The organism is Thiospirochaeta perfilievii, assembly GCF_008329945.1.
GTDB lineage: Bacteria > Spirochaetota > Spirochaetia > DSM-2461 > DSM-2461 > Thiospirochaeta > Thiospirochaeta perfilievii.
On sequence record NZ_CP035807.1, the window covers coordinates 1,467,720 to 1,494,196 of the forward strand.

At 32.9% G+C, this 26,477-nt stretch carries 21 protein-coding genes; 10 read left to right on the forward strand and 11 right to left on the reverse strand.

Annotation, left to right across the window (positions count from 1 at the left end; genetic code table 11):
• Positions 1-13: 13 nt before the first annotated feature.
• Entirely contained in the window at positions 14-1,111 is a 1,098-nt protein-coding gene (locus tag EW093_RS06690) for a GntR family transcriptional regulator (RefSeq protein ID WP_149567643.1), read from the reverse strand.
• A 93-nt stretch (positions 1,112-1,204) separates the two neighbouring features.
• Between EW093_RS06690 and EW093_RS06695 the strand changes: the two genes are divergently transcribed.
• Together EW093_RS06695 and EW093_RS06700 are read left to right on the forward strand one after the other, a co-directional pair.
• A complete protein-coding gene (locus EW093_RS06695; RefSeq protein WP_149567644.1) occupies positions 1,205-1,963 on the forward strand; it encodes a GGDEF domain-containing protein in 759 nt (252 codons plus the stop codon).
• Positions 1,950-2,516 (forward strand): SiaB family protein kinase, encoded by a 567-nt coding sequence (locus tag EW093_RS06700; protein WP_149567645.1) that lies wholly within the window; start codon positions 1,950-1,952, stop codon positions 2,514-2,516. The genes EW093_RS06695 and EW093_RS06700 overlap by 14 nt, the downstream gene beginning before the upstream one ends.
• Here EW093_RS06700 and EW093_RS06705 read toward each other — a convergent pair.
• Genes EW093_RS06705 through EW093_RS06715 form a run of 3 tightly spaced genes read right to left on the reverse strand, consistent with a single transcriptional unit; the run spans position 2,492 to position 5,154 of the window.
• Positions 2,492-2,863 (reverse strand): DUF1987 domain-containing protein, encoded by a 372-nt coding sequence (locus tag EW093_RS06705; RefSeq protein ID WP_149567646.1) that lies wholly within the window; start codon positions 2,861-2,863, stop codon positions 2,492-2,494. The two genes, EW093_RS06700 and EW093_RS06705, sit on opposite strands and share 25 nt — an antisense overlap.
• The gene (locus EW093_RS06710) at positions 2,856-4,925 is read right to left on the reverse strand and encodes a SpoIIE family protein phosphatase (protein ID WP_149567647.1); all 2,070 of its coding nucleotides are present in this window, start codon (positions 4,923-4,925) and stop codon (positions 2,856-2,858) included. The genes EW093_RS06705 and EW093_RS06710 overlap by 8 nt, the downstream gene beginning before the upstream one ends.
• Positions 4,926-4,947: 22 nt before the next feature.
• A complete protein-coding gene (locus EW093_RS06715) occupies positions 4,948-5,154 on the reverse strand; it encodes a hypothetical protein (RefSeq protein WP_149567648.1) in 207 nt (68 codons plus the stop codon).
• 228 nt (positions 5,155-5,382) lie between these two features.
• On the opposite strand from EW093_RS06715, the gene EW093_RS06720 reads away from it, so the two are divergent.
• Genes EW093_RS06720 through EW093_RS06730 form a run of 3 tightly spaced genes read left to right on the forward strand, consistent with a single transcriptional unit; the run spans position 5,383 to position 8,808 of the window.
• Positions 5,383-6,375, forward strand: a complete 993-nt coding sequence (locus tag EW093_RS06720) for a radical SAM protein (protein WP_149567649.1) — start codon at positions 5,383-5,385, stop codon at positions 6,373-6,375.
• Positions 6,372-8,162, forward strand: a complete 1,791-nt coding sequence (locus EW093_RS06725) for a RiPP maturation radical SAM C-methyltransferase (protein ID WP_187759863.1) — start codon at positions 6,372-6,374, stop codon at positions 8,160-8,162. The genes EW093_RS06720 and EW093_RS06725 overlap by 4 nt, the downstream gene beginning before the upstream one ends.
• Positions 8,152-8,808, forward strand: a complete 657-nt coding sequence (locus EW093_RS06730; RefSeq protein ID WP_149567651.1) for a class I SAM-dependent methyltransferase — start codon at positions 8,152-8,154, stop codon at positions 8,806-8,808. The genes EW093_RS06725 and EW093_RS06730 overlap by 11 nt, the downstream gene beginning before the upstream one ends.
• Here the strand turns inward: EW093_RS06730 and EW093_RS06735 are convergent.
• From EW093_RS06735 to EW093_RS06755, 5 genes are all read right to left on the reverse strand, one after another.
• Positions 8,788-9,549, reverse strand: coding sequence for a substrate-binding periplasmic protein (locus EW093_RS06735; RefSeq protein WP_187759864.1), 762 nt, complete (start codon positions 9,547-9,549; stop codon positions 8,788-8,790). The two genes, EW093_RS06730 and EW093_RS06735, sit on opposite strands and share 21 nt — an antisense overlap.
• A gap of 268 nt (positions 9,550-9,817) precedes the next feature.
• On the reverse strand, positions 9,818-10,159 hold the full coding sequence (locus EW093_RS06740) for a P-II family nitrogen regulator (RefSeq protein ID WP_149567653.1): 342 nt from the start codon (positions 10,157-10,159) through the stop codon (positions 9,818-9,820).
• Between the two features lie 8 nt (positions 10,160-10,167).
• A complete protein-coding gene (locus tag EW093_RS06745) occupies positions 10,168-11,496 on the reverse strand; it encodes an ammonium transporter (RefSeq protein WP_149567654.1) in 1,329 nt (442 codons plus the stop codon).
• A 191-nt stretch (positions 11,497-11,687) separates the two neighbouring features.
• Positions 11,688-12,875 carry a clostripain-related cysteine peptidase gene (locus tag EW093_RS06750; protein ID WP_149567655.1) on the reverse strand — a complete coding sequence of 396 codons (1,188 nt, stop codon included), beginning with the start codon at positions 12,873-12,875 and terminating at the stop codon, positions 11,688-11,690.
• Between the two features lie 69 nt (positions 12,876-12,944).
• On the reverse strand, positions 12,945-15,014 hold the full coding sequence (locus tag EW093_RS06755; RefSeq protein ID WP_149567656.1) for a sensor domain-containing diguanylate cyclase: 2,070 nt from the start codon (positions 15,012-15,014) through the stop codon (positions 12,945-12,947).
• Between the two features lie 131 nt (positions 15,015-15,145).
• Between EW093_RS06755 and EW093_RS06760 the strand changes: the two genes are divergently transcribed.
• From EW093_RS06760 to EW093_RS06780, 5 genes are all read left to right on the forward strand, one after another.
• Positions 15,146-16,063, forward strand: coding sequence for an ABC transporter permease (locus EW093_RS06760; RefSeq protein ID WP_246745083.1), 918 nt, complete (start codon positions 15,146-15,148; stop codon positions 16,061-16,063).
• A 10-nt stretch (positions 16,064-16,073) separates the two neighbouring features.
• Positions 16,074-16,955, forward strand: a complete 882-nt coding sequence (locus tag EW093_RS06765) for a carbohydrate ABC transporter permease (protein ID WP_149567658.1) — start codon at positions 16,074-16,076, stop codon at positions 16,953-16,955.
• Between the two features lie 40 nt (positions 16,956-16,995).
• Positions 16,996-18,627 (forward strand): type 2 periplasmic-binding domain-containing protein, encoded by a 1,632-nt coding sequence (locus EW093_RS06770; protein ID WP_149567659.1) that lies wholly within the window; start codon positions 16,996-16,998, stop codon positions 18,625-18,627.
• A 64-nt stretch (positions 18,628-18,691) separates the two neighbouring features.
• Positions 18,692-19,714, forward strand: coding sequence for a LacI family DNA-binding transcriptional regulator (locus EW093_RS06775; RefSeq protein WP_149567660.1), 1,023 nt, complete (start codon positions 18,692-18,694; stop codon positions 19,712-19,714).
• 27 nt (positions 19,715-19,741) lie between these two features.
• Positions 19,742-20,758, forward strand: a complete 1,017-nt coding sequence (locus EW093_RS06780; protein WP_149567661.1) for a LacI family DNA-binding transcriptional regulator — start codon at positions 19,742-19,744, stop codon at positions 20,756-20,758.
• On the opposite strand, the gene EW093_RS06785 is transcribed toward EW093_RS06780, so the two are convergent.
• Positions 20,751-22,994 carry a carbohydrate binding domain-containing protein gene (locus EW093_RS06785; RefSeq protein ID WP_149567662.1) on the reverse strand — a complete coding sequence of 748 codons (2,244 nt, stop codon included), beginning with the start codon at positions 22,992-22,994 and terminating at the stop codon, positions 20,751-20,753. The genes EW093_RS06780 and EW093_RS06785 overlap by 8 nt on opposite strands.
• 12 nt (positions 22,995-23,006) lie before the next feature.
• Positions 23,007-26,435, reverse strand: coding sequence for a hypothetical protein (locus EW093_RS06790; RefSeq protein ID WP_149567663.1), 3,429 nt, complete (start codon positions 26,433-26,435; stop codon positions 23,007-23,009).
• Between the last annotated feature and the right edge of the window lie 42 nt (positions 26,436-26,477).

A 26,477-nucleotide genomic window follows, 5' to 3' on the forward strand; every position in this document is an offset into this window, starting at 1 on the left:
GGATAGATATAAATTATCTATCCTTTTTTAAATTTATAACACTTTTTCGTTCAACTAACAGGGGCTCAAAAACTAGACTCTTTGGCTGATGTAAACCAATTTTAGATATTTCATCAATTAGAACATTGGCAGCCCACTTACCTAGTTCTGCCTTAGGATGTTCAAAAGTGGTTAATGGAGGGGTTACTAATGCTGACGAGTGGTAGTTATCAAAACCAATAACGGAGATATCATCAGGAACAGTTAGGTTTTCGCTCTCGATAGCCTTATACCCTTCCATTGCGCACTTATCAGTATAATAAAAAATTCCTGTTAACTTTCCCCCAGTTTTTGAAATTAGATCCTTTGTACAGTTATAGGCGTGTAATGTATCCATAGAGTCATCAAAGTCGTCATAACTTACAACATAATCCTCATTAAACTCTATTCCCGCTTCTTTTAAAGCCTTTTTATAGCCGCTAAACCTATATAATCCAGCTTGAGTATTACTTTTATAAACCATTCCAATATTTTTATGACCTTTACTAATAAGGTAATTCGTTGCGTCAAAACCACCCTTTTCATCATTAATGGATATAGATGAGAAGTTATTTAAAGAGCCCTTCCAATGGGTTGTAACAACAGGAATGTTAAAAGACTTAACCAAGTCCATAACTCTTGCCTGCTCTCCTAGGGTATAATATTTAGAAAGATCAATAATAAGACCTTCAACTTTTTGATCTATTAGAAGTTTTAAGGATGAGATCTCTCTTTCTATATCATAACAACTTCCAGCTAAAACCAGGGAGTAACCAAAATCGTATAAAGTATCTTCGACTCCCTTTATAATTTGAGGAAAGATATAACCCATATCAGAGAAATTTACTAAACCAATAAGTCCTCCGCTCTTTTTATTAATATCCAAGCCAGTATAAAAAGTACCACTTCCGTGTCTTCTCTCTACTAGATCATTCTTCTCCATTTCCAAAATTGCTTTTCGTACGGTATTTCGACTAACACCTAGTGCATCCATTATTTCGAACTCAGTGGGTAACTGTTTTCCAGAGACGTAGGAGTTTGTATTAAACAAATTTAGTAGATATTCAATAACCCTTTTATATTTTAGTTCCATAATTTTAGTATATCACTACTAAATATATAAATAAATATTGTTTATATATATAAATTTATTTACGAAGTTGGCAATAGAGCTTAAAATATTTGTATGACCATTGATACAGGGATATTTTCAACAGAGACAGAGATTGTAAACCACACCCAAGAGATAATTAATTTATCTGAAATAGAACATGAAACCCTCCTTGAAGAGTATAAACACCTGGCAAAAAGTTATGCAAAGATATTAAAACAGACTAAAAAATTAATTAATTTGGCTGACAATACTCAAAAAAGACTAAAAGAATCTAATAACTTGGTAGAGGATAAGATTCATCAACTATTAGTTGCAGAAAAGAATCTAAAAAAATTAGCTACAACCGACTCCCTAACTGGTCTTAAAAATAGGAGGGGTATTAGTAGGTGTTTAGAAAATTGTGTAAAAAGAAGTCAGAATGAAAATTTACCATTTACAATTTTCTTAATGGATATAGACCACTTTAAAATTGTTAACGACAAATATGGCCATGCAACAGGAGATCGAGTTCTAAAAAGGTTATCGGCAATATTAAAATCAACTCTTAGATCCCACGACTGTATTGCAAGATGGGGTGGGGAAGAGTTTTTAATTATCCTACCAGAGACAACCTTAGATAGTGGATACCTAGTTGCCGAGAAGATTAGAAAAAACATTGAAAAGATTGAGATTAACTATAATAATTATAAAATAAAAGTTACTGTCTCCCTTGGCGGTTGCTTATACAACAACAACTTATATATAGAACAGAGCATTCATAGTGCAGATGAAGCTCTATATGTAAGTAAATCTAATGGAAGAAATAGAGTGAGTTTATATGAAGATATCTGATATTTCCAAGTACTACAGAATTTTTGATGATGATGGAATAGTTCTAAGCTATCAAGGACCTTTTATACAAGAGATGATAGAGGAGATTAGTTCAGTTATGAATGAGAAGATTTCTAACTATTCAGATCTTAAACTAAATGCTAAATTTCTTAGTCTTTTTATAGAACAAGCACAAAACATACTCCACTACTCTGCAGATAGAATAACAGGTGAGAGTGGAACCCAGTTAAGTCATGGCTTTATATTAACAGGGGTTAAAGATGGTACAATATTTATTATTAGTGGAAACCCAATAGACCCTAGCCATGAGAAAATATTAAAAAGTAAACTTGAATCTATAAATAAATACCCAAAAAGCGAACTAAAAAAACTATTTAAGGAACAGTTAAAAAGTGAAAATGATAACTTTTTAAGTAAGGGAGCAAGTCTAGGCTTAATAGAATTATGTAGAAAATCCGATAATATGGAGTATCACTTTGATAAGACCCCATCTGGAGAACTATTTTTCTCTATAAAAACAGAGTATTATTACTCTGAAACAACAATAGAGTAAGGTAGTACTAAATCTTCTAATAGCTCCTCCCCTGTATCCCTAGCCATTTCATTTTCCTTATCATATAACCACTGTATTTTAATATCATGACCCTTTTTATAAGCTTCATCTAATAAATCAAAGATATAAAACATTGCTTTTGTACTACTTGTATTAAGGTATAATAGTTTTACAATTAACTCCAGGGCACGGTTATCTTCTTGTAAATAAGCGTTAAACCATCTAATAATTGGTTCATAAAAAGCACTGGAATTCTCAGGATATGACTGCCCTTCTATTATAAACTTTTTATTTTTATCATCCAATAAAACTCTTGGAGTAGATTTTCCCAATGGAATATCAATCATTCTTATCGACCTCTGCCTTCTCTTTTATCTTAAATCCAATCAAGGTAATATCATCTCTTTGCTCAGCTAAACCACGATAATCATCAAAAAATGTATCTAAGTTAATTTTCTGCTTGTCCATATCCAGTTTATATCCTGATTTAATTAAGTTTAAGTATCTTGTCCAACCTAAACCAAAATCTTGATCGCCACCATTTTGATCTAAATATCCATCTGTAGTCATATAAAATGAAGTTGATGGATCAACATTAATCTCATGATTTGTATAATTATAATCAATTTTTGATCTTTTGTAACCTATCCCCTGTCGATCACCCTTATACTCAGTCAACTCTCCATTAGCATCTACTGTATGTAAACGTATCTTAGAGCCTGCAAATGTTAACTTACTACTATTAATATCATAATAACATAACCCAATATCTAAACCATCATCTGCAATATCAAAAGGGTTATCCTGACTTAAGATTCTTTTTAAAATTCTATTTAGTTCATACAATATTGTTGCGGGATCAGAGTTATTAATATGGCTAACAATTCTTTCTAATACATTATTAGCAGTTGTTGACAATATTGCACCTGGAACTCCATGACCAGTACAATCAATAACTGCAATTAAAAAACCTTTATCATGCTTATAAAACCAGTAGGAGTCCCCTCCTACAACATTTTTTGGTTTCCATATTGTATAAAAATCTGATAGATACTCAGCCATAGTGTATTTATTAGGTAACATAGAGTTTTGGATTTTTGACGCATACTCTATACTATCCATAACCATTCTGTTTTTCTCTTTAAGCTCTAGTGTTCTAACAAAAACCCGATCTTCCAATGTTCGATTAAGATCTAGATTTTTTTCGTACTCAACCTCTAAATTCTCATGGGTATTCGCAAACCTTTTAGCTAGTACAATAGAGAATACAGCAGCCATTAAGAAAAAGCCTTCTCCAATTAAAGGATCTTTATATATAATTGTAGAAAAACACAACATACTATATATAAACGTTAGTCCTAATAGAAAAATACTTAGAAATAGTAATTTAGAATACATAAGTCTTTTTCTTAAGGTTCCTATTGATATGGCAAATAGATAGATTACCACTAAAATATAACTTAACTGGAACAACATATATAGAGATCTATTAAATATAAATAGTTGACCAGTAATAAAGAACTCAATTAAAACAAAAGCTGCTAAAAAAAGATAAAAAACAGTAAATATTTTTCCTACTAATCTAATTTTCATATTATAAAAAGCGTGGAAGAAAAGTATAGGAAGCAGATACATAAGTATACCACCAATAAAAGTTAATACCCAATATGCCCATGGATAGTTAAATATATAGAACCATAAGCCGTTAAACCCCATTATAAATAATGCAACAGAGAAACATAACCCTGCAAAAACCAGATTAAAGGTGTCTTGCCTTCTAAAAAGATAATGAAATATAAAAAATAGGGATAAAAATAGAGATATAAAGGAGATTCCTACATTCCTTATAATAAATGAGATAAAGAACTTATAAACAAAGTTATAGGTTCCTAAATGGGGCATTCCACTAAAACCACCCCAACCACTAAAGGATTTCACCCTAACTGATATATCATTAACACCAGCTTTAATCAACTCTTTAGGAATATCTACCGAAACGGCTTTAGTACCAAACTTATTCTCCGATTCATATAAAAACTGCCCATTTAAATATACAGAATATCCTCCATAACTAAAGGGTAAAAAGAGACCAAGATGCTCCGATGCTACAGATGGATCAATATCCATATATAACTTAAACCAACCTGTCCCTGTGTAGTTTTTAGCTTCTGGTACTTGCAAGTACCACGCTCCAACTATATTACAATTATACCAATCATTAATATTATTAATTTTATCTTTATACATTAAATTGTCATCTGGAATAAAAAGCCAGTTTCGGCTCAGATTTACTCCCTCTTCTTTGTTATTAAAAGATACTACATCAATATTATTTTTTTTAAATTCTTGTGATTGTAAATTAAATGAAATGAATAACAAGATATAGATAAATGACAATTTAATTTTCATATAAGTCTTTCCTTAATGTTTATTAGTATAAGAGTCCTAAATTAGAGTTTTTAATTTCTTCTTTATTATCAACCATCTTCTTAACATCGTCCTCATGAACATCATACCCCTTACTACTTAACCAAGATGATATTGTTTTATGATCAGAACCTTCAATATGAGTTTTTAACTCTTCTGCTAACGTACTCTCTTTTGCTGAGTCTACAACAAAATCAATAAAATTTTTCATAACTGTTACCTCTTTTTAAATGTATATATTTAATATCTTATTATTAGTGGCTCTTGGTGTCAAATATTATTGAATAATTAAATTCCCATTACTGTGCATTTATCCAGCTAAAATCAAGGAAAAGTAGTTCTAACAGGTATTGTTAATCAATTACCACACTAATGACTTAACTTTAAAATTAAGATTCTTTAATCGACATCTTACAATTTGTATACTAATATTTTATCTATGTTATCTTTAGAAGTTACAACAAGGTGTAATTTACGCTGTTTAAACTGCTTTGCCCATGAGGGAGGGGAGTTCTCTGATATAAGTTACAAATTAGCAGAAGATGCACTTAATGAGGGTAAAGAGCTGGGATATTCTAAACTGAGTATAACAGGAGGAGAACCTCTATTATGGCTTAGACTATTTGACCTGTTAGATTATGCCTTTAAAATAGGTTATAAATATATTTTAGTAAATTCTAATGGCCATCTATTTACTCAGGATATATGTAAAAGACTAAAAAAATATGGGGACAAACTACATATAAGCTGTACAATAAATGGGGATAAAAAGGAGCATGATAATACCCGTGGTTCTGGATCTTATAACAAAGTAATAAATGGAGTAAAAACAGGCCTTAAGTTTGGATTAAATATATATATCTATACCGTAATAACATCTAAAAACCTAGAAAGCCTCCCCTACTTCACCCAGAATATTTTTAGAGAGCTAAAGGGTATTAAAACCCTACTATTTATTCAACTTAGGGGAGTAGATAATGACTACTACAAGGTCGATGGATTAAAAATAACAGAGACTAGGTTTATAGAATTTGTTAATATGGTGGCATTTTTATCCCTTGCAGTATACAAGGTAGAGATTCTTGAGAACTCCCTTGCTACTGTTGTGGCTAAGAAGTTAAAACTTAAATGGTTTCCTAAATCTCCTGATATTTCCAGAGAAGGAAAAGTTGTTATTCTTCAAAATGGAAATATTACATTTAACCACTCATCCAACGTATACTTGGGGAAGTATAATAAAGGAAAACTAAAAGAGACCTTAAGTTCAAAAACTTATTTAGAAGGAACTAGGGAAGAAAGCATAAGCTGTAAGACATGTAAATATATAAAGATATGCAGGAATAGTGGGAAACTTAGACCATCTGATGATTACCACAATACTGGAGATACAAGAGAACTATACTGTAAAAAAGTATTGGATTTAATACCGTGAAGATACTATTAATAGTCCCACCCTTTGGACCTATTGAGTTTCAATCCCTTGGGCTACACAATCTACAAGCCTTAGGTAGGTTAAATGGTTTTGAAGTTGATATACTTTATGCTAATATTCATTTTGCCTCCCAGATTGGTGAAAAGTATAACTCCCTGTGTAATATGAACTACTTTCTTCTAGGAGAGAGAATTTTTGCAAGATCTGCCTGGGGTTGTAGTGTAGATAGTCTATTAAACCAAGAGATATATAATTATACGACAGTTTACAATAGAGATGAAAACCCAGTTAGGTTTTTCCCTAAAACAGATGAGGTTAAAATATCAAGATTAATAGAGTATGAAAAGATAGCTTATAATTGGATAGATAGTTTTGTAGAAAATTTCCTTGAGTCCCACTATGATATAGTTGGTGTTACATCTAGCTTTGAACAGACAAATGCAGCTGTATCAATACTAAAAAAAGTAAAACAAAAACAGCCTAATGTTATAACTATTTTTGGAGGGTTTAATTGTGAAGGGGATGGGGCAGATGGAATAAAAAGCCTTGATCCCGGGAACAAATTTATAAACTATATTTTTAGTGGAGAGAGTGAACTAACATTTATTAGTTTCCTAAATAAAATTAGAGTTGATGGGTATTACAGTAATAGAATTATTTATGGAAAACCCCTAGAAGACCTGGATCTTATACCCAATTTAGATTATTCAGACTATTTTGATGCATTAGACAAATTCCTTCCAAATAAAAGTAGATCAAACATTAATTTAGTAATGGAAACAAGTAGAGGGTGTTGGTGGGGGGAGAAAAATCAGTGTAAATTCTGTGGAACATCTGAGAGAATTTGTTACAGAGTAAAGAGTGAAGAGCGAGTATTAAAAGAGTTAACATCTATGAAAAAGTGGGGTGTTAATTATATACACATGGCTGATTTAATTATGCCACAAAGATATAAAAATGGGCTTCTAGATAAAATAATTAATAGGAATGATGCCTGGAAAATATATTACGAACAAAAAGTAAGCCTAAGTTATAATGATTTAAAACTTTTAAAAAAGGCAGGGATCACAGAGATTCAGCCTGGTATTGAGAGTTTATCCTCTGAAATATTAAAAAAGATGTCTAAGGGTACAGATCTTAAACAGAACATAAAATTTTTAAGAGATGTTACTGATATCGATATAAACCTCTACTGGAACATTGTATGGGGTATCCCAGGGGAGAAAATTACACATTATAAAGAGATTAATAGATTAATCCCTTTGATTTCCCATCTAATTCCACCAATTGGGATGTTCCATATGACTCTATTAAAATTTAGTCCATATTTTAAAGATCCTAACCAATACGGTATTTATAATATTAGACCCTTAGATTCATACAATAAAGTCTTTCCTGAATGGGTAGACAGAAAAAAAATAGGGATAATTTTTAGCTGTGACTATGATTATGAAACAAAAGAGGATGATAATGAGATTAAAATATTATTAGAGAATATTAATAACTGGAATAATTGTTGGTTTCGCAGTTTTAATAGGCCAAGACTACATATATGTAGAAAGGGTGATGGTGAAACGATTTTATTAGATACAAGAGGAGTTGCAAATTTAAATATTCAAACTCTCATAAGCCCAGAAAAGATTAAGCTTTTGATAAATAATGATAAATTTAATAACACAGAGTTACAGTTGTGGGCGTTAAAATATAGCTATGCTATTTTAGATGGGGATAATTTTATACCCCTACCAACAATTGAGGATGAGTTAAGGATTAGATATGAAGATTGATGTTAATGATAAAATTATTTGGGATGAAATATATCAAAAAGAGAAATTCTCCCCAGGATGGGCTATACCAGGTTTGGATCACAATATTGTTAGAATAATTAAAAATTCTTATCCTATAAACAGCAGAATAAAGGTTTTAGATATTGGTTGTGGGAATGGAAGAAATTCAGAAATTGTAGAGAGGTTAAATGAGTTACACATTACTTATACGGGTATTGATTTCTCATTTGAAGCTATTAAATACTGTATTAAAACATATAATAGGGATAAAAAGTTCTTGCATTTAGATATAACCCAGGATGTTAATCATATTAGTGATAAGTTTGATATAATTATAGACTCAGGATGTTTTCATAGTATCCCCCCTAATTTAAGAGAGAGTTATATTAATACAGTTTTAAAGTTAAGCAAAGAGGGAACAAAATTAATAATTGCAGCATGGTGGAGACCTAAAGAGATAGAATTTTCCATTAAACCATCATACTTTCCATACCTTTATCTAGATGAGTGGGTATTTAATAGGTCTGATATTAAAAAAATATTTAATCAAAACTTTGAATTAGAGAAGGAATATGTAGATAACAATATCTATAAGGACCTTAAAAGGGGATTTGCCTACTTTACCCTATCGAGACTCCCCATATAATTTAAATATTTGATCAATTTTACCACTACTCTCTAGAGTATTATATGCATCTTGGAATCTATTAATTATTTCATCTGGAGTATCTTTATTAAAAGCGAAGAATAGTTGGGAAGTACTTGCCAAATATACTGGTTCAAAATCTTTATGATTAAGATTAAGAGTTTCAACATCACTTAAGAAGGAGGATGTTTCACTTAATAACATATCAATACGCCCCTTATGTAAAACTTTAACAACATCGGAGCCAACATTAGCCCTAATCATACTATCCAAGGAGATACCTAGTTTTAATAAAAAGAGTTCACTTGCGTCATCCTTAACAGAACCAAACTTATACTTATATAAATCATTTTTATTGTTTATAACTATATTTCTATCCTTCCTTGCATAGAGGTAGTTATTATAAGTTTTTAAGGGACCAACCCACTTAAATAGATCCTTTCTCTCCCTTGTCTGTGTCATTAAAAAAAGTATAGAATCACTATTATTTATAGTTAGATTATACGCTCTAGTCCATGGTAAAAACTCAAAGTCATATCTATCTTGACTACTTCCTAGATACTTAAGCATAAGTTCCATAACATCTACAGAGATTCCACGAATCCCATCATAATCAATATACTGATAGGGTTTCCAATCCTCTGTATATATAGAAAATTTAGGAAAGTCATAATTAACAATATCTACGCTATTTAAATTGATAGCTAAAGAAATAAAGAGTAATATTATTATCCTATTCAACACCATTATACCCCACATCTATCTACTATTTCCACATTAGTTATATGATCCAAAAATGTAATCCAGTATTTTTTTACAACTAAATATAGTAATTAATGTTTATTTAATAAGCTTAGTATAACCTGTTATATTAAAGTACTTTTTTTTACTATTTGGTTTGTTATACAACTTAAACATAGGTTAAGTATCGGAGATTTTAGATATATTATAACTCCATTTATAACTTAACAGATAAAAATGGAGTTATTTAAAGTTAAAAAGTTTAGAATCAGCCTATAGCTTCAGCACCCTCTTCTCCTGTTCTTATTCTTATACACTCTTTTAGTTCTGTAACAAAAATTTTACCATCCCCAATTGTCTCGGTCCTAGCACCTTTGATTATTGCTTCAATAGTTGCATCTTTATACTTCTCATTTACGGCGATGTCTAGCCTCATTTTATTTAGTAGATTAACTTCAGAAACTACACCTCTAAAGGACTCTTCATAACCTTTTTGTTGCCCACAACCTTTAACAGAAGAGACTGTCATTTTGTGTATATTTGCATCAAATAGTGCCTTCTTTACTTCTTCAAACCTCTGTGGCTTAATCATTGCTGTTATTAAATACATACTACCCCCTACTCTATTATCTGGAATCCAGAATATGATTCCAAGCCGTGCTCACCAATATCTAGACCTATGTTCTCTTCATCAACCGATGCTCTTAAACCAATAGTTTTATCAATAATTAAAAAGATTATTCCCATTGCTACAATTACAAATGTTGCTATTGTAAATACACCTAAAGCCTGAACTCCTAATTGGGAGAAGCCTCCACCAAAAAATAATCCCTCGGATGTTAGTCCTAATGATTGTCGACCAAATAATCCTAGTGCTAAAGTTCCCCAAATACCATTTACTCCGTGAACAGGGAAGGCTCCTACAGGATCATCAATTTTTAATCGGTCTAATAATAGGGATACCAATACTACTAAGATTCCGCCTACAGAACCTATTATTATTGCTGACAGGGGACTAATAAATGCGCATGGGGCTGTTACAGCAACTAAACCAGCTAAAGCACCATTTAGAGCCATTGATAAGTCAGGTTTACCTGTGGTACCCCATACAACTATCATTGCTAAAATCCCACCAGCTGCTGCGGCAAGGTTTGTATTTATTGCTACTAAAGAGATTAAAGAACCATCTCCAACACTTAAAGTTGATCCTGCATTAAAACCAAACCAACCAAACCACAATATAAATACACCTAGAGATGCCAATGGAATATTGTGTCCAGCAATCATTTTAACAGAACCATCTGGCCTATATTTCCCTGTTCTAGGTTTTAATATAATTGTACCAATTAGTGCTGCAACTCCACCAGTAGTATGAACAACCGCCGACCCTGCAAAATCTGTAAAATTTAGGGCTGATAGCCAACCGCCACCCCATACCCAGTGACCAACTATTGGATATATAAAAGCTGAAATTAAGAAGGAGTAGACTAAATATGCTTTAAATTTCATTCGCTCAGCCATTCCACCTGCAACAATTGTTGCAGCAGCTCCACAAAATGCAGCCTGAAATAACCAGAATGCAAATAGGGGAACATCAGCTCCACTTTCTGCACCAACCATAGCAAAACCAGACCAACCTAAAAAGCCGTTACCCTTACCAAACATAATGGCATAACCAAAAACAAAAAAACCAATAGAAGCCATACAAAAGTCTAAAAAGTTTTTAGTCAAAATGTTAGTAGAGTTTTTTGCCCGAATAAACCCAGCCTCTACCATACCAAAACCAGCCTGCATAAAGAATACTAAAAATGCTCCTAATAAAACCCATACAGTATCTAAACCCATTGCAATTTCAACAACCTGATTTGTATCAGCTGCTGCAGGAGATATAATAAGCCCCCCTAAGATAAGTGAAAACACAACTCTCTTATTTTTAAAAAATTCCATAAATTACTCCATTGTAAGTATAACTATTTAATGCAATAGATATGCCAACATTTATGAATGCTTTGTTAAAAACGTATAAAATATTACTAGATAAAGAGATAAAAATATTTACAACAGAAATAAAAATTCTAAAATAGTAGAATAACATAATTGTAGCTACAAAAAAGTATCTATTTTTAAGTAATAATACATTATTGTAAGATATTTTTTATAAATTCATCCCATTTTGTATCCTTTGTAAAGTCTATATTTTCATCGTTATAATAATACAGCTCCCCCCAGTTATTAGGTGCTGGGAAATATATCGCAAGACCTCCGCACTTTTTGTAAAACTGGTTACTCCAATTGTTAAAAACAATACTATCAATCTTATTTATTAAAGTAATGGCCTCACTGCTTGAAGTAAACTGGCATGCAAAATCTCTTAGATCGATATTTGTATCATTGTTAAAATCAACAGTAAAACCTCTAGCATCTAGAATTTGAAAGGTATCTATATGTTGCAAATATGCAATAAAACTATCTAGCTTTGAGACAAGAGCCTCAAAATCCTTTGTATAAAATGCTGATAATGTATAGTTATATGGAGAAGAGTTTTCTCTATAGGAATCTACAATTACATTGGCAAAGTTTAGGGGATCACTATTTAAGAGTATAGCCGAGGTAAAAATATCTCTATAATCCCACCCATCTTCTGGTTCCTCATCCTCTGACCCTATAATAATTCCTGTTATATCTTTAAGTTGATATCCCACCTCTATCATCCCCATATAACAGGCATCAAAGCCGATTAGATCAAAAGACTCTCCTTTAAGTCCCTGGGATAACTCAGCCATCAGAAGGTTATCGAAGTTATCACTATAGTCCCAACATATACTTTTAAAAATCTTCTCTTGATCCACACTTAAAGATCGCCAGCCACCTCCATGATTCCAAATTATAAGGGAGCTGTATTTAAAATCATAACTACTCTTTACAAATGTGATAAAGGTTTTAATAGTATTAGGATCTCCCATATTAAGCTCTACATTTTGACCTTCCTTAAGCCCCATTCCATAGAGTCTCTTTGATACTATCCTATTATCTAATCCATTTTTGTCATAAGTAATTTCAAAAAGACGGGTATCTGTCCAATCTCCATTTGATTTATCGTAACCACCTATTCTATCTAGTAGAACAACTATCTTAAATCCACTATCTGTAAGGTCAATGGATTCTAGTTCGTTTATATCTTCTATTGCAGCTTTTTCTAAATCATTATCTGCATCCATATAGATAAGTACTAAATGCTTAGAGGTATCACTCTTTTTAGTCTCTATTGAATGATCTATTTGACACCCAAATCCTAGCAAGATCAAAAAATATATAACATATTTCAAAATGTATTCCTTTATAAGTTCTTTATAGAAACTCCATAAAGGTTTTTTGACTTTAAATTCAGTAAATTATTATTTGTACTCTTCGACTCTATTACGACCACTATTTTTAGCTACATATAGAGCCTTATCCACATTAGAAACTATCTGCTTAACAGATAATAGCTTATCATCTTCTGGATATACGGTAATAACCCCTAGACTAGAAGTAATAGAAAAATTTATTCCTTTAAACTTCAAATCTAATGCAGCTATACTCTCTCGGATCCTATTAGCAACTATTAAAGCTCCATTTGAATCTGTATTATTTAACAATACACCAAACTCTTCTCCACCTATTCTACCCACATCATCGTTAGCTCTATAGATAGACTCTTTTAATACTTTTGAAACCTCAATTAAACAGAAATCTCCAGCTGGGTGACCATATGAGTCATTTATTTTCTTAAAATAATCAAGATCTAGCAATATTAGAGAGAATGGAATTTTATTTCTTAAGGACCAGGCTCTACTTTTCTCTATAGATTCAAAAAATGCTCGCCTATTCTTAATTCCTGTTAAGCTATCGGAAGTGGCTAATATAGATAACCTTCTATTTTGCTCGGTAATTTTATTTGATTGAAGTGCGTTATTTAATCCAATAGCCGCATAGGAGGACAAAATATTAAATGCTTCTACAGCTTCTACAGGATAGGCTGCTACCTTATAGCTCTGTACAGTTATAAGCCCTATAATTTTATCTTCAATTTTAAGGGGATTATATAGAACGGATTGAGGTGTTTTATTATTAATTTTCCAATGAGCACTACTTAAAATATTTTCAGTCTCTACATACTTATGATACTCTTCTTTATAATTAGAAATTATAACAGGCTTCTCATTTCTTACGACCCAGGCTGCAACACTATTTGTATCACTCCTATTTGTGTATACATTAGGAAGAATATTCCCATCTTCTAAAAAAAGCTCATAGGAAATATCCCCTGTTTTAGAGTCGTATTTAGCTATTCCAATAATTGAAAAATCAAATAACTTAGCTGCATTTGTTTTAATCCTAGATAACATAGTACTAAGATCGAGACTCTCTGTTATTTCCCTTCCTATTTTTCCTAAAATAACTAGCCGATCCCTACCCTTTGTTAAAGTATCAACCTTAACTCTATTTAACTCCCTAATAGACTCCTGAGTTCTAATCTCCCTATCTAGCTCTGTGTACTTTTTATAATTATTTAATGCCTCAAAGAAATTCCCCTGGGATTCAGATATTTTTGATTCCAACCTATAGATCTCTATAAGATCAATCCTTGATCTAGTTCTATTACACATAACATGGGCTGCATCCAGGTAGCTACGAGCCTCAGACCAATTTTCAACAGAGATATAATAGTCTGCAAGGTTTATATTTGGAGCAGTACTATTATAAGACACCCCCCTTTCCTGATCTATTTTAATAGCTTCTTTCCAGCACTCAATAGCCTTATTATATAACTTCTTTTTCCTATAGATAATTCCTAACTCATCTAAAGCTGGCATTAGAATATTTCTTAAACCCTCATTTTTGGCTTTTTTTATACAGAGATTTAAATAACCCTCAGCCTCCTCTAACATATCTAGAGAGTTATAGACCCAACCAATATTATTTAAAGATTTTAGAACTACCTCAACATTACCGTTCTCTTCTGCGGCCTCTTTTGCATCTTGATAATACTCTAAAGCATCACTATTAGAGCCTTTATAAGCCAATACTGTTCCAATCCCCATTAAAGTGTTTGGTTTTTTAATTTTCTCATTTAATTCTATGGATAAATTTAGCGAGGACATATATGATTCAAGGGATAATTCCAACTCTCCAGTACCTAGATAAAAACTTCCTAGTGTACTATATACCTGTATTAAAGGGGATTTATCTCTACTCTCTTCTAAAAGTTCATGGGCCTCAAAAAGAGTATTAGTAACCTGATCAATGCACCCTTTATCTGCTAAAACTCGGGCTAAAACAGTAAGACTCTCTGCAAGTTCTAGTTTTAAGTTTAAAGATCTAGATAGCTTAACAGCTTTTAATGCACTTTTTTCAGCCGCGTCAATATCAGAGATGAATAACTTCTTACTAGATTCAATTAGACCTAAAACTTGACTATTCACTTTTAAATAATAGTAGCGTCACTAATATTAGTCAATAAAGTAATCTTTTTTGCAATTTTTCAAAAATAAATGTTTACGGAAACATAAAGCCGTGTTAACTTATGTTTACGCAAACAAAAAAAGGAGATGAAATGGAAACTAAATTAGCTCTTAACAAGAGAATATATCATCAGCGTTTTCTACTACTAATGGCTCTTCCTGCAGTAGTTTGGATGATAATATTTAACTACATACCTATGTATGGTGTAATAATTGCATTCCAAAACTATAGAATAATAAAACCTATTATAGGACAGCCCTTTGTTGGCTTTGAACACTTTGTAGAGTTATTTACTAGTGGTGACTTTGGCAACGTTATGAAAAATACACTTGGTATTAGTTTTCTACGTCTATTTATTGGGTTCCCACTACCTATTATTTTCGCAATATTCCTAAATGAGATAAAGAGTATAAGCTTTAAGAGGTTTATACAAACTGTTTCATACCTTCCCCACTTTCTATCATGGGCAGTATTAGGTGGAATAATGGTTAACTGGTTATCAGATGTAGGTTTTATTAACGAGCTGTTAATGAATATGGGTTTTATAAGCGAACCAGTATTTTATTTAGCTGAACCAGATATGTTCTGGGGAATTGCTGTATTCTCAGATATATGGAAAGAGCTTGGTTGGGGTGCGATAATTTATCTAGCAGCTATTGCTGGTATTAATCCATCACTATATGAAGCTGCGACTGTTGATGGATGTAATAGATTTCATAAAATGATCCATATAACACTTCCTTCAATTGCACCAACAATATCAATTTTCCTAATCTTAGCTATTAGTGGAATGCTTAATACTAACTTTGAACAGATTCTTGTATTAAGAAATTCTTTAAACCAATCTGCAAGTGATGTTATAGATGTGTTTGTATATAGAACAGGTATGATAGCTGGAAGATACTCCTACGCCCAAGCTATTGGTCTATTTAAATCTGTGGTTGCTCTAATTCTACTAGGTGGAGCAAATAAAATTACACAAAAAACCAGTGGTCATTCACTATATTAAGGGAAGAAAAATGAATAAATATAAAAAGAAAATAGAAGCTTTTCCTATAGTTAATACAGTTTTAATGGTATTTCTTGCATTTATTACTCTGTACCCTATTTGGTATACCATTGTATTAGCATTTAACGATGCATCAGATGCGGCCCTAGGTGGAATTTACTGGTGGCCCAGGGAGTTTAGCTTAGAGAGTTTCCAAAAGGTTTTTGAGGAAGATGTTATAATCCAAGCCTTTACAATATCTGTTTTAAGAACAGTTATAGGTACTGTTACAGCAATACTGTTTACAGCGATGACAGCATATGCATGGTCTAAAAAACATCTAATTGGAAGAAACATATACCTAGCTCTAGGTACATTTACAATGTTCTTTAACGGTGGTTTAATCCCAGGTTTTATTAACCTTAAAAACCTAGGTCTTCTGGATACGTTTTGGGTATATATCATTCCTACAATGTTTAACTTCTTCAACTTGATTATCTTTACCTCATTTTTTAGATCTATACCAGAGAGTCTAGAGGAGTCAGCATATATAGACGGAGCCCATGAGGGAATAATATTTACTCGAATAATTTTACCTCTATCAGGTCCAGTTTTAGCAACAATATCACTATTCCATGGTGTATGGCACTGGAACGACTTTTTCATGGGTGTAATTTATGTAAACAATAGGGACTTAGAGCCTATTCAGACATATCTTTATAGAATAATTACTAGTGGAAGTGTAAATACTCAGATGAGTGCAACTCCAGCAGCTGTAAGGTCAAATGCTGTAAATAGTACATCTTTAAGGTTGGCTACTATGATTGTTGTTACCTTTCCAATTGTTTGTGTTTACCCATTTTTACAAAAGTACTTTGTTCAAGGAATGACTGTAGGGTCAGTAAAAGGTTAATAATTCCGTAAGGATTTATATATATAAAAAGGAGATTTTTATGAAACAACTATTTTTAAGATTAACTTCTGTTTTGATGTTCCTAATGTTAGCTACATCAATGTTTGCAAATGGTAATGGTGAAAAATCATCAACTGCTGCAACGAATCTAACTGCAGACCAAGCTGGTTGGCAGGTGGATACTAGTCCAATTACTTTTGACTGGTATTTACACTTCTCATGGTTCCCAAATCAATGGGGAGATGACCCAACATCTAGATATATTACAGAAAAAACAGGTGTTGATATTAACTTTGTAGTACCTGCAGGTTCTGAAGCAGAGAAATTAAATACTTTAATTGCCGGAGACCAACTACCAGATATTATAACTTTAGGTTGGTGGGAAGCGCAGATTACTGATATGATCGATGGTGAGATGGTTTATCCTCTTGACGAATTAGCAGAAAAATATGATCCATACTTTTTTAAAGTTGCAAACCCAGCACGTTTAGGTTGGTACACTAAAGAGGATGGTCACATTTATGGTTATCCAAATGCATCTTATACTCCAAGTGACTACGATAAGTTTGAAATTCCATCAAACTCTGTATTTATAGTAAGAAAAGATATGTATGAAGCGTTAGGTAGCCCTTCTATGAGAACTCCAGAAGGATTCTTAGATACTTTAAAAAGAGCTAAAGAGATGTTCCCTGAAGTTAATGGTAACCCTCTAATTCCTTTTGCTGGTGAACCGTTTAATGAGCAAGGTAATAACTCTTTTGAGAAATACCTACAAAACTTCCTAAATATTCCTCAACAAATTGATGGGAAATTATATGATAGAACTTCTCACCCTGAGTATAAAAGATGGTTAAAAACATTTAGAGAAGCAAATGAAATGGGTCTTTTATCACCAGATATTTTTATTGATCAGAGACCACAAATCGAAGAGAAACAAGAGCAGGGTAGATACTTCTCAATGTTATACCAACACACAGATATGGCTAACCAGCAGATGTCATTATACCAAAGAGATCCAAACAGTATCTATATTGCTGTAGATGGACCAGCTAACGCTAAAATGGACGATCCTGTATTAGAAGGTGGTGGTATTTCAGGTTGGACAGTTACATTAATTTCTAAAAACTGTGAAGATCCAGCAAGAGCTATTAGATTCTTAAGTTACTGGATGTCAGAAGAGGGTCAACACGACTTTACATTAGGTGCTCCTGGTCAGTGGGAAACAGTAGACGGTCAAGATCAACTAACTAAAGAGGCTATGGACTTAATGATTAACGATAGATCTGCCTACGATAAAGAGTATGGTGGACAACAGACTTACTGGATGTTAATGGATAACCCTATGTTTGAAGGTAAAAAATGGGCTCCACAACCTGTAACTCCAATGAAAGAGTTAATTAACTGGACTAAACCATATACAGCAAGTTTTGCACAATTTTCAAACTTAACTATTCCTGGTTATGAACCAGAATCTGTAATTGGAACAAAGCAACAAACAATGGAAGGAAAATACATACCATTATTAATAATTGCCGAGTCAGATAAAGAGTTCGAAGATATCTGGGCTGAGTGGCAACAAAAGAAGGAAGATATTAACCTTCAAGCTATGTATGACTACCAACAACCAATGTATGAAGCAAACTGTGAGAAATTAGGTGTTCCAGTAAAATAGGATTTATTTAATATAAAATAGTTTAAAGGGGCAATATCTGCCCCTTTATTTAGGAGAAGTAATATTGGCCACTCAAAAAGATGTTGCAAAGTTGGCAAACGTATCTTTTATTACAGTTTCTAGAGTAATAAATAACATGGGAAATGTAAAAAAAGAGACGAGGCTACGAGTAGAAAAAGCAATTAAAGAGTTAAATTACTACCCTAATACCATTGCCCAGGGGCTTAATAGTAACAAAATAAAAACTTTAGCCATCCAGACACCACTACCAGTTGAATCTTCAATTGAAGGGACATCTTATTATAGGCGAATATTAATTGGTATAGAAAAATACTGTATTCTCCACGGCTACGACCTTCTTTTATCATCCCAGAGAGCTGGTAAAGGAGAGTTAGACTTTTTAAAGCCTTTTTACGAAAGAAAAGCTGATGGTATAGCAATTATTGCATCTCGACCCAATACAAAACAGTTAGAGAGTATCTCAAAGGATAATATTCCCTGTGTAATTGTTGGGGATAGACATCCAAGTATTAAGCTAAACTACATTGATACCGAAAATTTCCAAGGTATGTGTAACGCAGCTGAATATCTTATATCTAGAGGTCATAGAAGAATTGGATATATAAAAGGAAATCAGGAGAATCAAAATGCAGTTGATAGATTTTCCGGGTTTTTAGAGGCTATGAGAGTTGAGAAGATAAAAATTGATCCCACCCTAATTTTTGATGGTGATTATACTAAAGAATCAGGGGGTGAGGCATTAAAGTACTTTATAAAATTAAAAGAGCCTCCAACAGCTGTTATCTCAAGTACGGATTTAATGGCTATAGGTTTTTATGAAGAGTGCGTAACTATGGGAATAAATATTCCTGATGATATATCAATAATTGGTTTTGATGGTCATGAAATCTGCTCATATACAAATCCCCAACTTGCAACAATGTATCAACCCCTTGAGGATATGGGGATGGAAGCAGCAAAACTTTTAATTAATCAAATTGAAAAGAACTATAATGAACCACAACACCTAATTTTCCCGGTTACACTACATCCAGGTTTATCGGTAAAAGATCTAACTAGACATTAAACCAACCACCAGATATTATATATTAGTATGGCAACTCAAAAAGATGTAGCTAAATTGGCTAATGTATCATTTATAACGGTATCTCGAGTAATTAATAATATGGGAAATGTAAAACCCGAGACTAAGAAAAAAGTTGAAGCAGCTATTAAGGAGTTAAATTACTACCCTAACAGTATAGCCCAGGGTTTAAACCGTAATAGGGTAATGACTATAGCTATTGAGGCCCCACTTCCATCAAGCGAAACAGTTGAAGCCAACTCATACTATACAAGGCTATTATCTGGTATTGAAAAACACTGTATAAAATTAGGTTATGATATTCTATTATCTTCCCAACGGGGTAAAATATCTGATTTTGACACCCTTAGTCCATACTATAGCAGAAAGGCTGATGGAATTATAATATTAGGATCAAAACCAACAGAGGAACAGTTAAAAAAAATAACTAAGGATAGTATCCCCTGTGTGATAATTGGGGATAGAGATCCAAGTTACAAGATAAACTATGTAGATACAGATAACTTTACAGGGATGTACAGTGCAACTAAACATTTAATTGAGAATGGTCATAAAAAAATTGCCTTTATAAAGGGTAATATTTTGACTCAAAATGTCACTGAAAGACTTAAGGGGTATAAGGCTGCAATGAGGAAGTTTAACTACCCAATAAAGGATGAGTGGATATTTGAGGGAGACTATACAATAGCTTCAGGGAGAAGATGTTATAAATATTTGTCTACACTGGAAGATAAACCTACAGCATTAGTTAGCTCTACAGACATAATGGCTTTTGGAGTCTATGAAGAGTTACATGCAACAGGAGAGAGTGTTCCTGATAAGATGTCAATTATTGGTTTCGATGGACACGAGCTATGTAAATATACAAAACCACCATTAACAACAATTAGACAGCCCCTTGAAGATATGGGGGAAGAGGCTGCTAAAATGCTTATAAACCAAATTGAAGATAGTAACACAACTAATAAACACCTTATATTCCCAGTTGATTTACAATATGGCGGAAGTGTAAAAAATATTAGTTAACTATTTCTAACTCTATCCAATTAATATTAATATCTACACCAGAGAGTTTTAAATCAGATATCCCCTTAGGAAGAGTTATCTCTCCCTCTATGGTCTTCCAACTCTGCCAATCCCCTGACCCTTTAAAATCCTGTTTATCAAAACCTAAAACTGTTTCTGCTTTTAAAGGTATATTAGACTTCTCTGAAGCTACTCTATATCTAATTTTATATAGTCCAGCTTTCTCAACATCTAAGCGATATTTTAACCAATCCCCATCTGTCATCCATCCAATATTAAGAGTTCCTTCAGAACAATCTTGGGTTTGAGGGGTATCACTTTTACTAAAAAAGTCTTCAGCTTCTATTTTACTATATTTAGAAACAACAACTGGTTTTTTAAGTTTAATAAAAGAGACATCATCTAACATAACATTTGCAGATGAATCTCCAAGGGATGGAATAAAGGCGACTCTAACCCTATTATGATCTTCTATTATATTAAACAGTACAGAAAACTCTTTTTTATCCTTTGATAGGTCAACAAAATTAGGGCCATAAATTATATCTCCACTATTAGATAGTAGTGCTACAGCTAATTGTCTATTACTTAAACTATAGGATTGGAATTTCATCTCATAGGTCTCGTTTCCTATAAGGTCTATATTATCTTGATAAAAAATGATTCCATTTGATGTCCCACTAGTGTCAAGAGTTACTATCTTTGCCTCTCTTTGATAAATATCAGGGCTTATGTTTATCATAACATCACTACTGCTATCTAGATCTAGCTTCCAGAAAGCCTGCCTGTTATCTCCTCTATCAAAAGTTCCATTATATATTAAGTTCCCATTAAATAATGGTGTTCTTGATGGTTTTTCTCTCTTTGTAGTTGAAGCCAACTCACCACCAATTTGGGTAAGTTTAACATCGTCAATCCATATATCAATATCACTTAACCCCATATTAAACTCATATCTAGCCTTAGGGTCGCTCTTCTCCTTCATTATAAAGTTATAATTGTACTCTCTCATCTCTTCAAAGAGATCAACATCTATCTCTTTTGAATAGGCAGCCCAACCTCTAGCTTCTAAACCACCAATTTTTAACATTATTTTTCTGGATTTTGCAGCTCTAGCTTTAAATGAGATGTTATACTCAATACCCTGTTTTAAATTCATTCCACCCTGGGTTAACTGATTTGCCCATTTCTGCCCACCAGCTGATTTAATCTTTACATGGACTTCACCATTTTCTACTGCTACAGAGCCAGAACCACTCTCAAAATTACCAAATTCCCAATGATCTAAACCATCATCAAAACCACTATTTAATGTAAAATTTCCCTCTTTATCAGGGTCTCTTCCTGGTACTTCAGCTTGGGTAGGTCTATCCTTTTTAGGTTTCATTCTAGGGTAAGGTTTAGAGGGTTGATAGACTCTAATCCAATCAATCAGCATTTTTTGTGGAAACTTGGTTGTTTCATCAGGACTTCCAGGCCAGTTACCCCCTACTGCAAGATTTAACTGTAGATAAAAATCCCGATCAAAGGGTGCAGGGAATGTTAACTCCCCATTTAAAGAGTCTTGGGTACTATACCAATCATTTTGGACCTGAAATAGCTTACCATCAACGTACCATCTTATCTCTCCAGGTAACCACTCTAGAGCAAAAATATGATATGAATCACTAAACGAACCCTTTTCTAATGTATAAGAGTCTCCTGTATATTTGTGGGGATTTCCATAATGAAGGGTTCCATGGGTCTTATTTGGCTCATGGCCTAAAACCTCCATAATATCGATCTCTCCACAGGCTGGCCAAGGACCATATATGGAGTAGTCTGTTGGCATCATCCAAAATGCGGGCCAAATCCCCTGTCCTTCTGGAAGTTTAGCCCTAATCTCATATCGGCCATATGTCCAATCCCCCTTATTTTGAGTTGTTAATTTAGCCGAAGTATAGCTATTACCTTCATAGTCCTCTTTGTGAGCCTCGATAACTAATTTCCCTTTCTCTATTCGGGCATTATCTTCACTATCAGAGTAGTATTGCAGCTCATTATTTCCATAACCACCACCACCTAGTATAAAGTTCCATTTTGATCCATCAATTGTTTTAGAATTAAACTCATCACTCCAAACTAGTTGCCAATCAAACTCTGATCTATCAATAACAACACTTTTACTATCTGAAACACAGCCTAAAAAGAGCCCTGTAACACAGATAAATCCAATAAATAAACTATACTTCTTCATTAAAAATCCTTTCTATTTTTCTAATTCAACTTCTAAATAACTAATAGCCTTATCCTTATTAAAAATCATTAAACTATACTCTTTAGGCAGTACATTTCCAGGTATATTTTTAGTAGATCCGTCTTTAAAATTAACTGTTATATTAGAACTACTCCCTTTTTTAATAATGTATGGAGTTTGACAATGGGTTCCTGCAAATGATTTAGCAGGTAATTCGATTACAACTTCACTTCCCGAATTGTTTAATACAGACCAAGTTGTAGCCTTAGTTAAGAATTCTCTATCATCTACTAATAGAGAGTTAAAAACCATTTTTCCAGACTCTATAGTAATTCCCATCTCAGCTAATCTAGTAATAACCTCTTCTTTTACCTGACCGGTCATACCTGGCTGCTTAGCACCCTTAGCATAGGGAGTATGGGAGTATGGGTCAAATGGAAAAGCCCCATAAACATCAGCTGTTTTATTATACCCTATACCGTTTCTAATATCGTAATAGTGCTTCTTTAGTGACTCTATAAGCTCTTTAGAAGCCCCTTTCTCCACAGCTGCAAAAAGATTCTCCTGGGCTGCAAGTAGTAACTTACTTACCATATGCCAGTATATTGACCCTAATCCTTCATATGCAAAGAAGGTTCCAGACCTTCCAGTAAAGGATTGGTGATCAAAAACAGTATCAAAAATTGAAACTATCTCATTTTTATCATCTTTAATATTAAGTCTATCCAAACACTCTTTTACTTGTTTAGAGTTATTAAATGAACCGTTAAAATGGTACTGATTGTAAATATCCTTTGTAATTAAATCCTTGTTACCCTTGGCAATTAACTCTTTTAAGATAGTATTACCCTCAACAACACTATTTGGAACAATATTCTTTTCGGTAAAACCTTTAAGCTCCCTATTTGGGTACAACATATAACTATTTTGATCTTCCCTATACATGGAACTATTTCTAAGTGCTTCAAATGTTTTATCAGCTTCCTGGGGAGTTAACAGACCAGAAGTTAAAATAGCAACCTGCCCTTCTAACATCTCATATAGGTTGTGAATTATCATCTGTTCATCTTTAATTTCTAGAGTATTATAGGAGTGGTAAAGATTGTCTTCCCTTCTGTTTTTATATAATGAGTCATCAACACATTTAATAGCGCTTTTTAGGAATTCTAAAATCCCACCTACAGAGATTTCACCCTCTTTTACATTTTCCTGATTGTAATATACGGATCTATACTCTTCTGATGCTTCACCTAGCTCTTTAACAATTTTAAACCTCTCACTATTTAATAGACTTTTACCTAAGTTGCCCTCGTAACTTTTAAAGATTGATGATAGAGAGTTTAACCACTTTATTGTATCTTCACCCATTTTTATAGAACTATCCGATGAATCACTATATAGATCGATCATAAAAGAGATATATCTTCTAATATAGGCTAGGGTTACAACAGAGATCCCCTTTCCAACTAGTGCATTATTAGCGTCATTCCACTCAGGTCTTTGGGTATTCATCCAAATACCACCCTCTGGGATAAAGTTTCCTAACTTGGTTAATAGGTGAATCATAAGTTTTTCTGATAGAGATCCTAATACTATGTTTCCATTTTTATCATGGAGCATTTTACCTTCAGAACCGATCTCTTTAGCAAACGCTTTTACATTTTTATTCTTCTCTTCATTAAAAATAATTGTCTCATAAGGATCATTTAAGATCTCTTTATATGTCCTTATTTGGTATGGTACATTTGCGTATGTATAGTTCTTATTATTTAACTCAACTCGAATACTTTCAGGGTTGTGTTGTTTATACATTTCAAGAAGTTTTAGAAGGTAGATAATTTGATGATCACTCCAATATCCAATATTTGCCCATGGATTACCAGGTTCAGGGCACTCCCAATCGATACCATCTTTAGAAACTCGATATGGGTTGTAACCATCCTTAGTTGATGCGTTTAAAAACTTCCCAATAACATGTTTAATATATTGAGGATAAGAGAAACATAGAGCCTCCCAGTTCTGGAATATGTCTCTCCAGTTCCCCTGATAATCTAACTTAGCAGAACCATCAGCTTTAGTTGTCTGAATAGAAAATCTATTCCAAGGTCTACTTGGGTCTCCATGTCTTCTACTAAATGTTAGTGGAAGGTACTCATACCATAACCTTTCAAGACCACTATCTTTTTGATCTAAAATAAATTTTAAAAGATCATTATAGTTCATTTCAGGTTCTAACTGCTCTAGGACAGATCTGTTTTTATTAAATACATTAATATTTGTTTTCTTAATAAAATCTTTTAGGTCTTCTGTTCCTATGATATAAGATTTATAGAAAAACCCTCCCCTCATAATGTTAAAAAGAACATTTGCTTGATGGTGAACACTATTCATCTCTACTTCAGTTATCTGAAGTCCATCATTCTGGTTAAGAATCTCTTTAAGCTCATTTGTTCCATTCTTTACATCAGCTAAAACTACTTCTTCTCTATTTTTTGTATTTAGTATGAAATGTTTAATCTCATTAACCTCTGTAAGGTCCTTATCTACATCGGCTACAAAAATCCACTCTCTCTCTTTTTTTGATCCTAAAGAGAACTTAGATTGAACAAAATAACAACCCCTTTCACCCTTCTCATCGGTTTCAGTTTTTATAGATTTTCCATGACAGAATTTATCTAGTTGTTTAACATCTAAAAGATAGTTCTCTACATCCAGCCCACTCTGCCAAACTGTATTAGCTCTTAAAGCCTCACTAGGTTCTGCAAGATCTGTTAGGGTAGCACTTAGGGTTATTAGCCCTAAACCACTTTCATCTAGCTGTGTTCTTTTATACCCATTTAATAGACAGCTAAACTCGCTTTGAACCTTTGTTTCTACACCTGAAGGCATTAGGTTTTGAAATCCATCTACAATATTTATATTAACATTATTCTCACTTATATTTTTAATTATTGATCTTCTTACTAAACCGTGTTTTTTACTATTCATCCAGTAGTATGAAAAGCTTAGACCTAATGTATTATTTATCTCCTCAAACTTTAGGATATTTCCCATAACATTTTTAGATAAAACACTTTTAATATCATAAATATCTATACTCTCATTTGTAAATGGTTTCCATAGAAATGTCTTATCCCCTTTAGTAACAAGGATAATGGTTTTTGGACCTGTATTTACTGAATTCTCAGTAATCCGGTCATCAGTATAATATGGGAATAATGCAGAATCAGAATCGACTCTACCTGCTGTTAACCCTCCAGTACTGGAGATAAACATCCAATGATTAGAACTACTTGTTATAGTCATAAAAAAGGGAGGCATCTGTGTATAGTTTTCTATCTGATAAAACTTATCGCCATCCATATCTACAAATTTTTCTTTAACTTCTCCAGAGTTATCAATTAGATATTGATCCCCTAAATACACGTTGTTATCTCTCATTACAATCTCCATTTAACTTATTTTATCTTATGTTTACGCAAA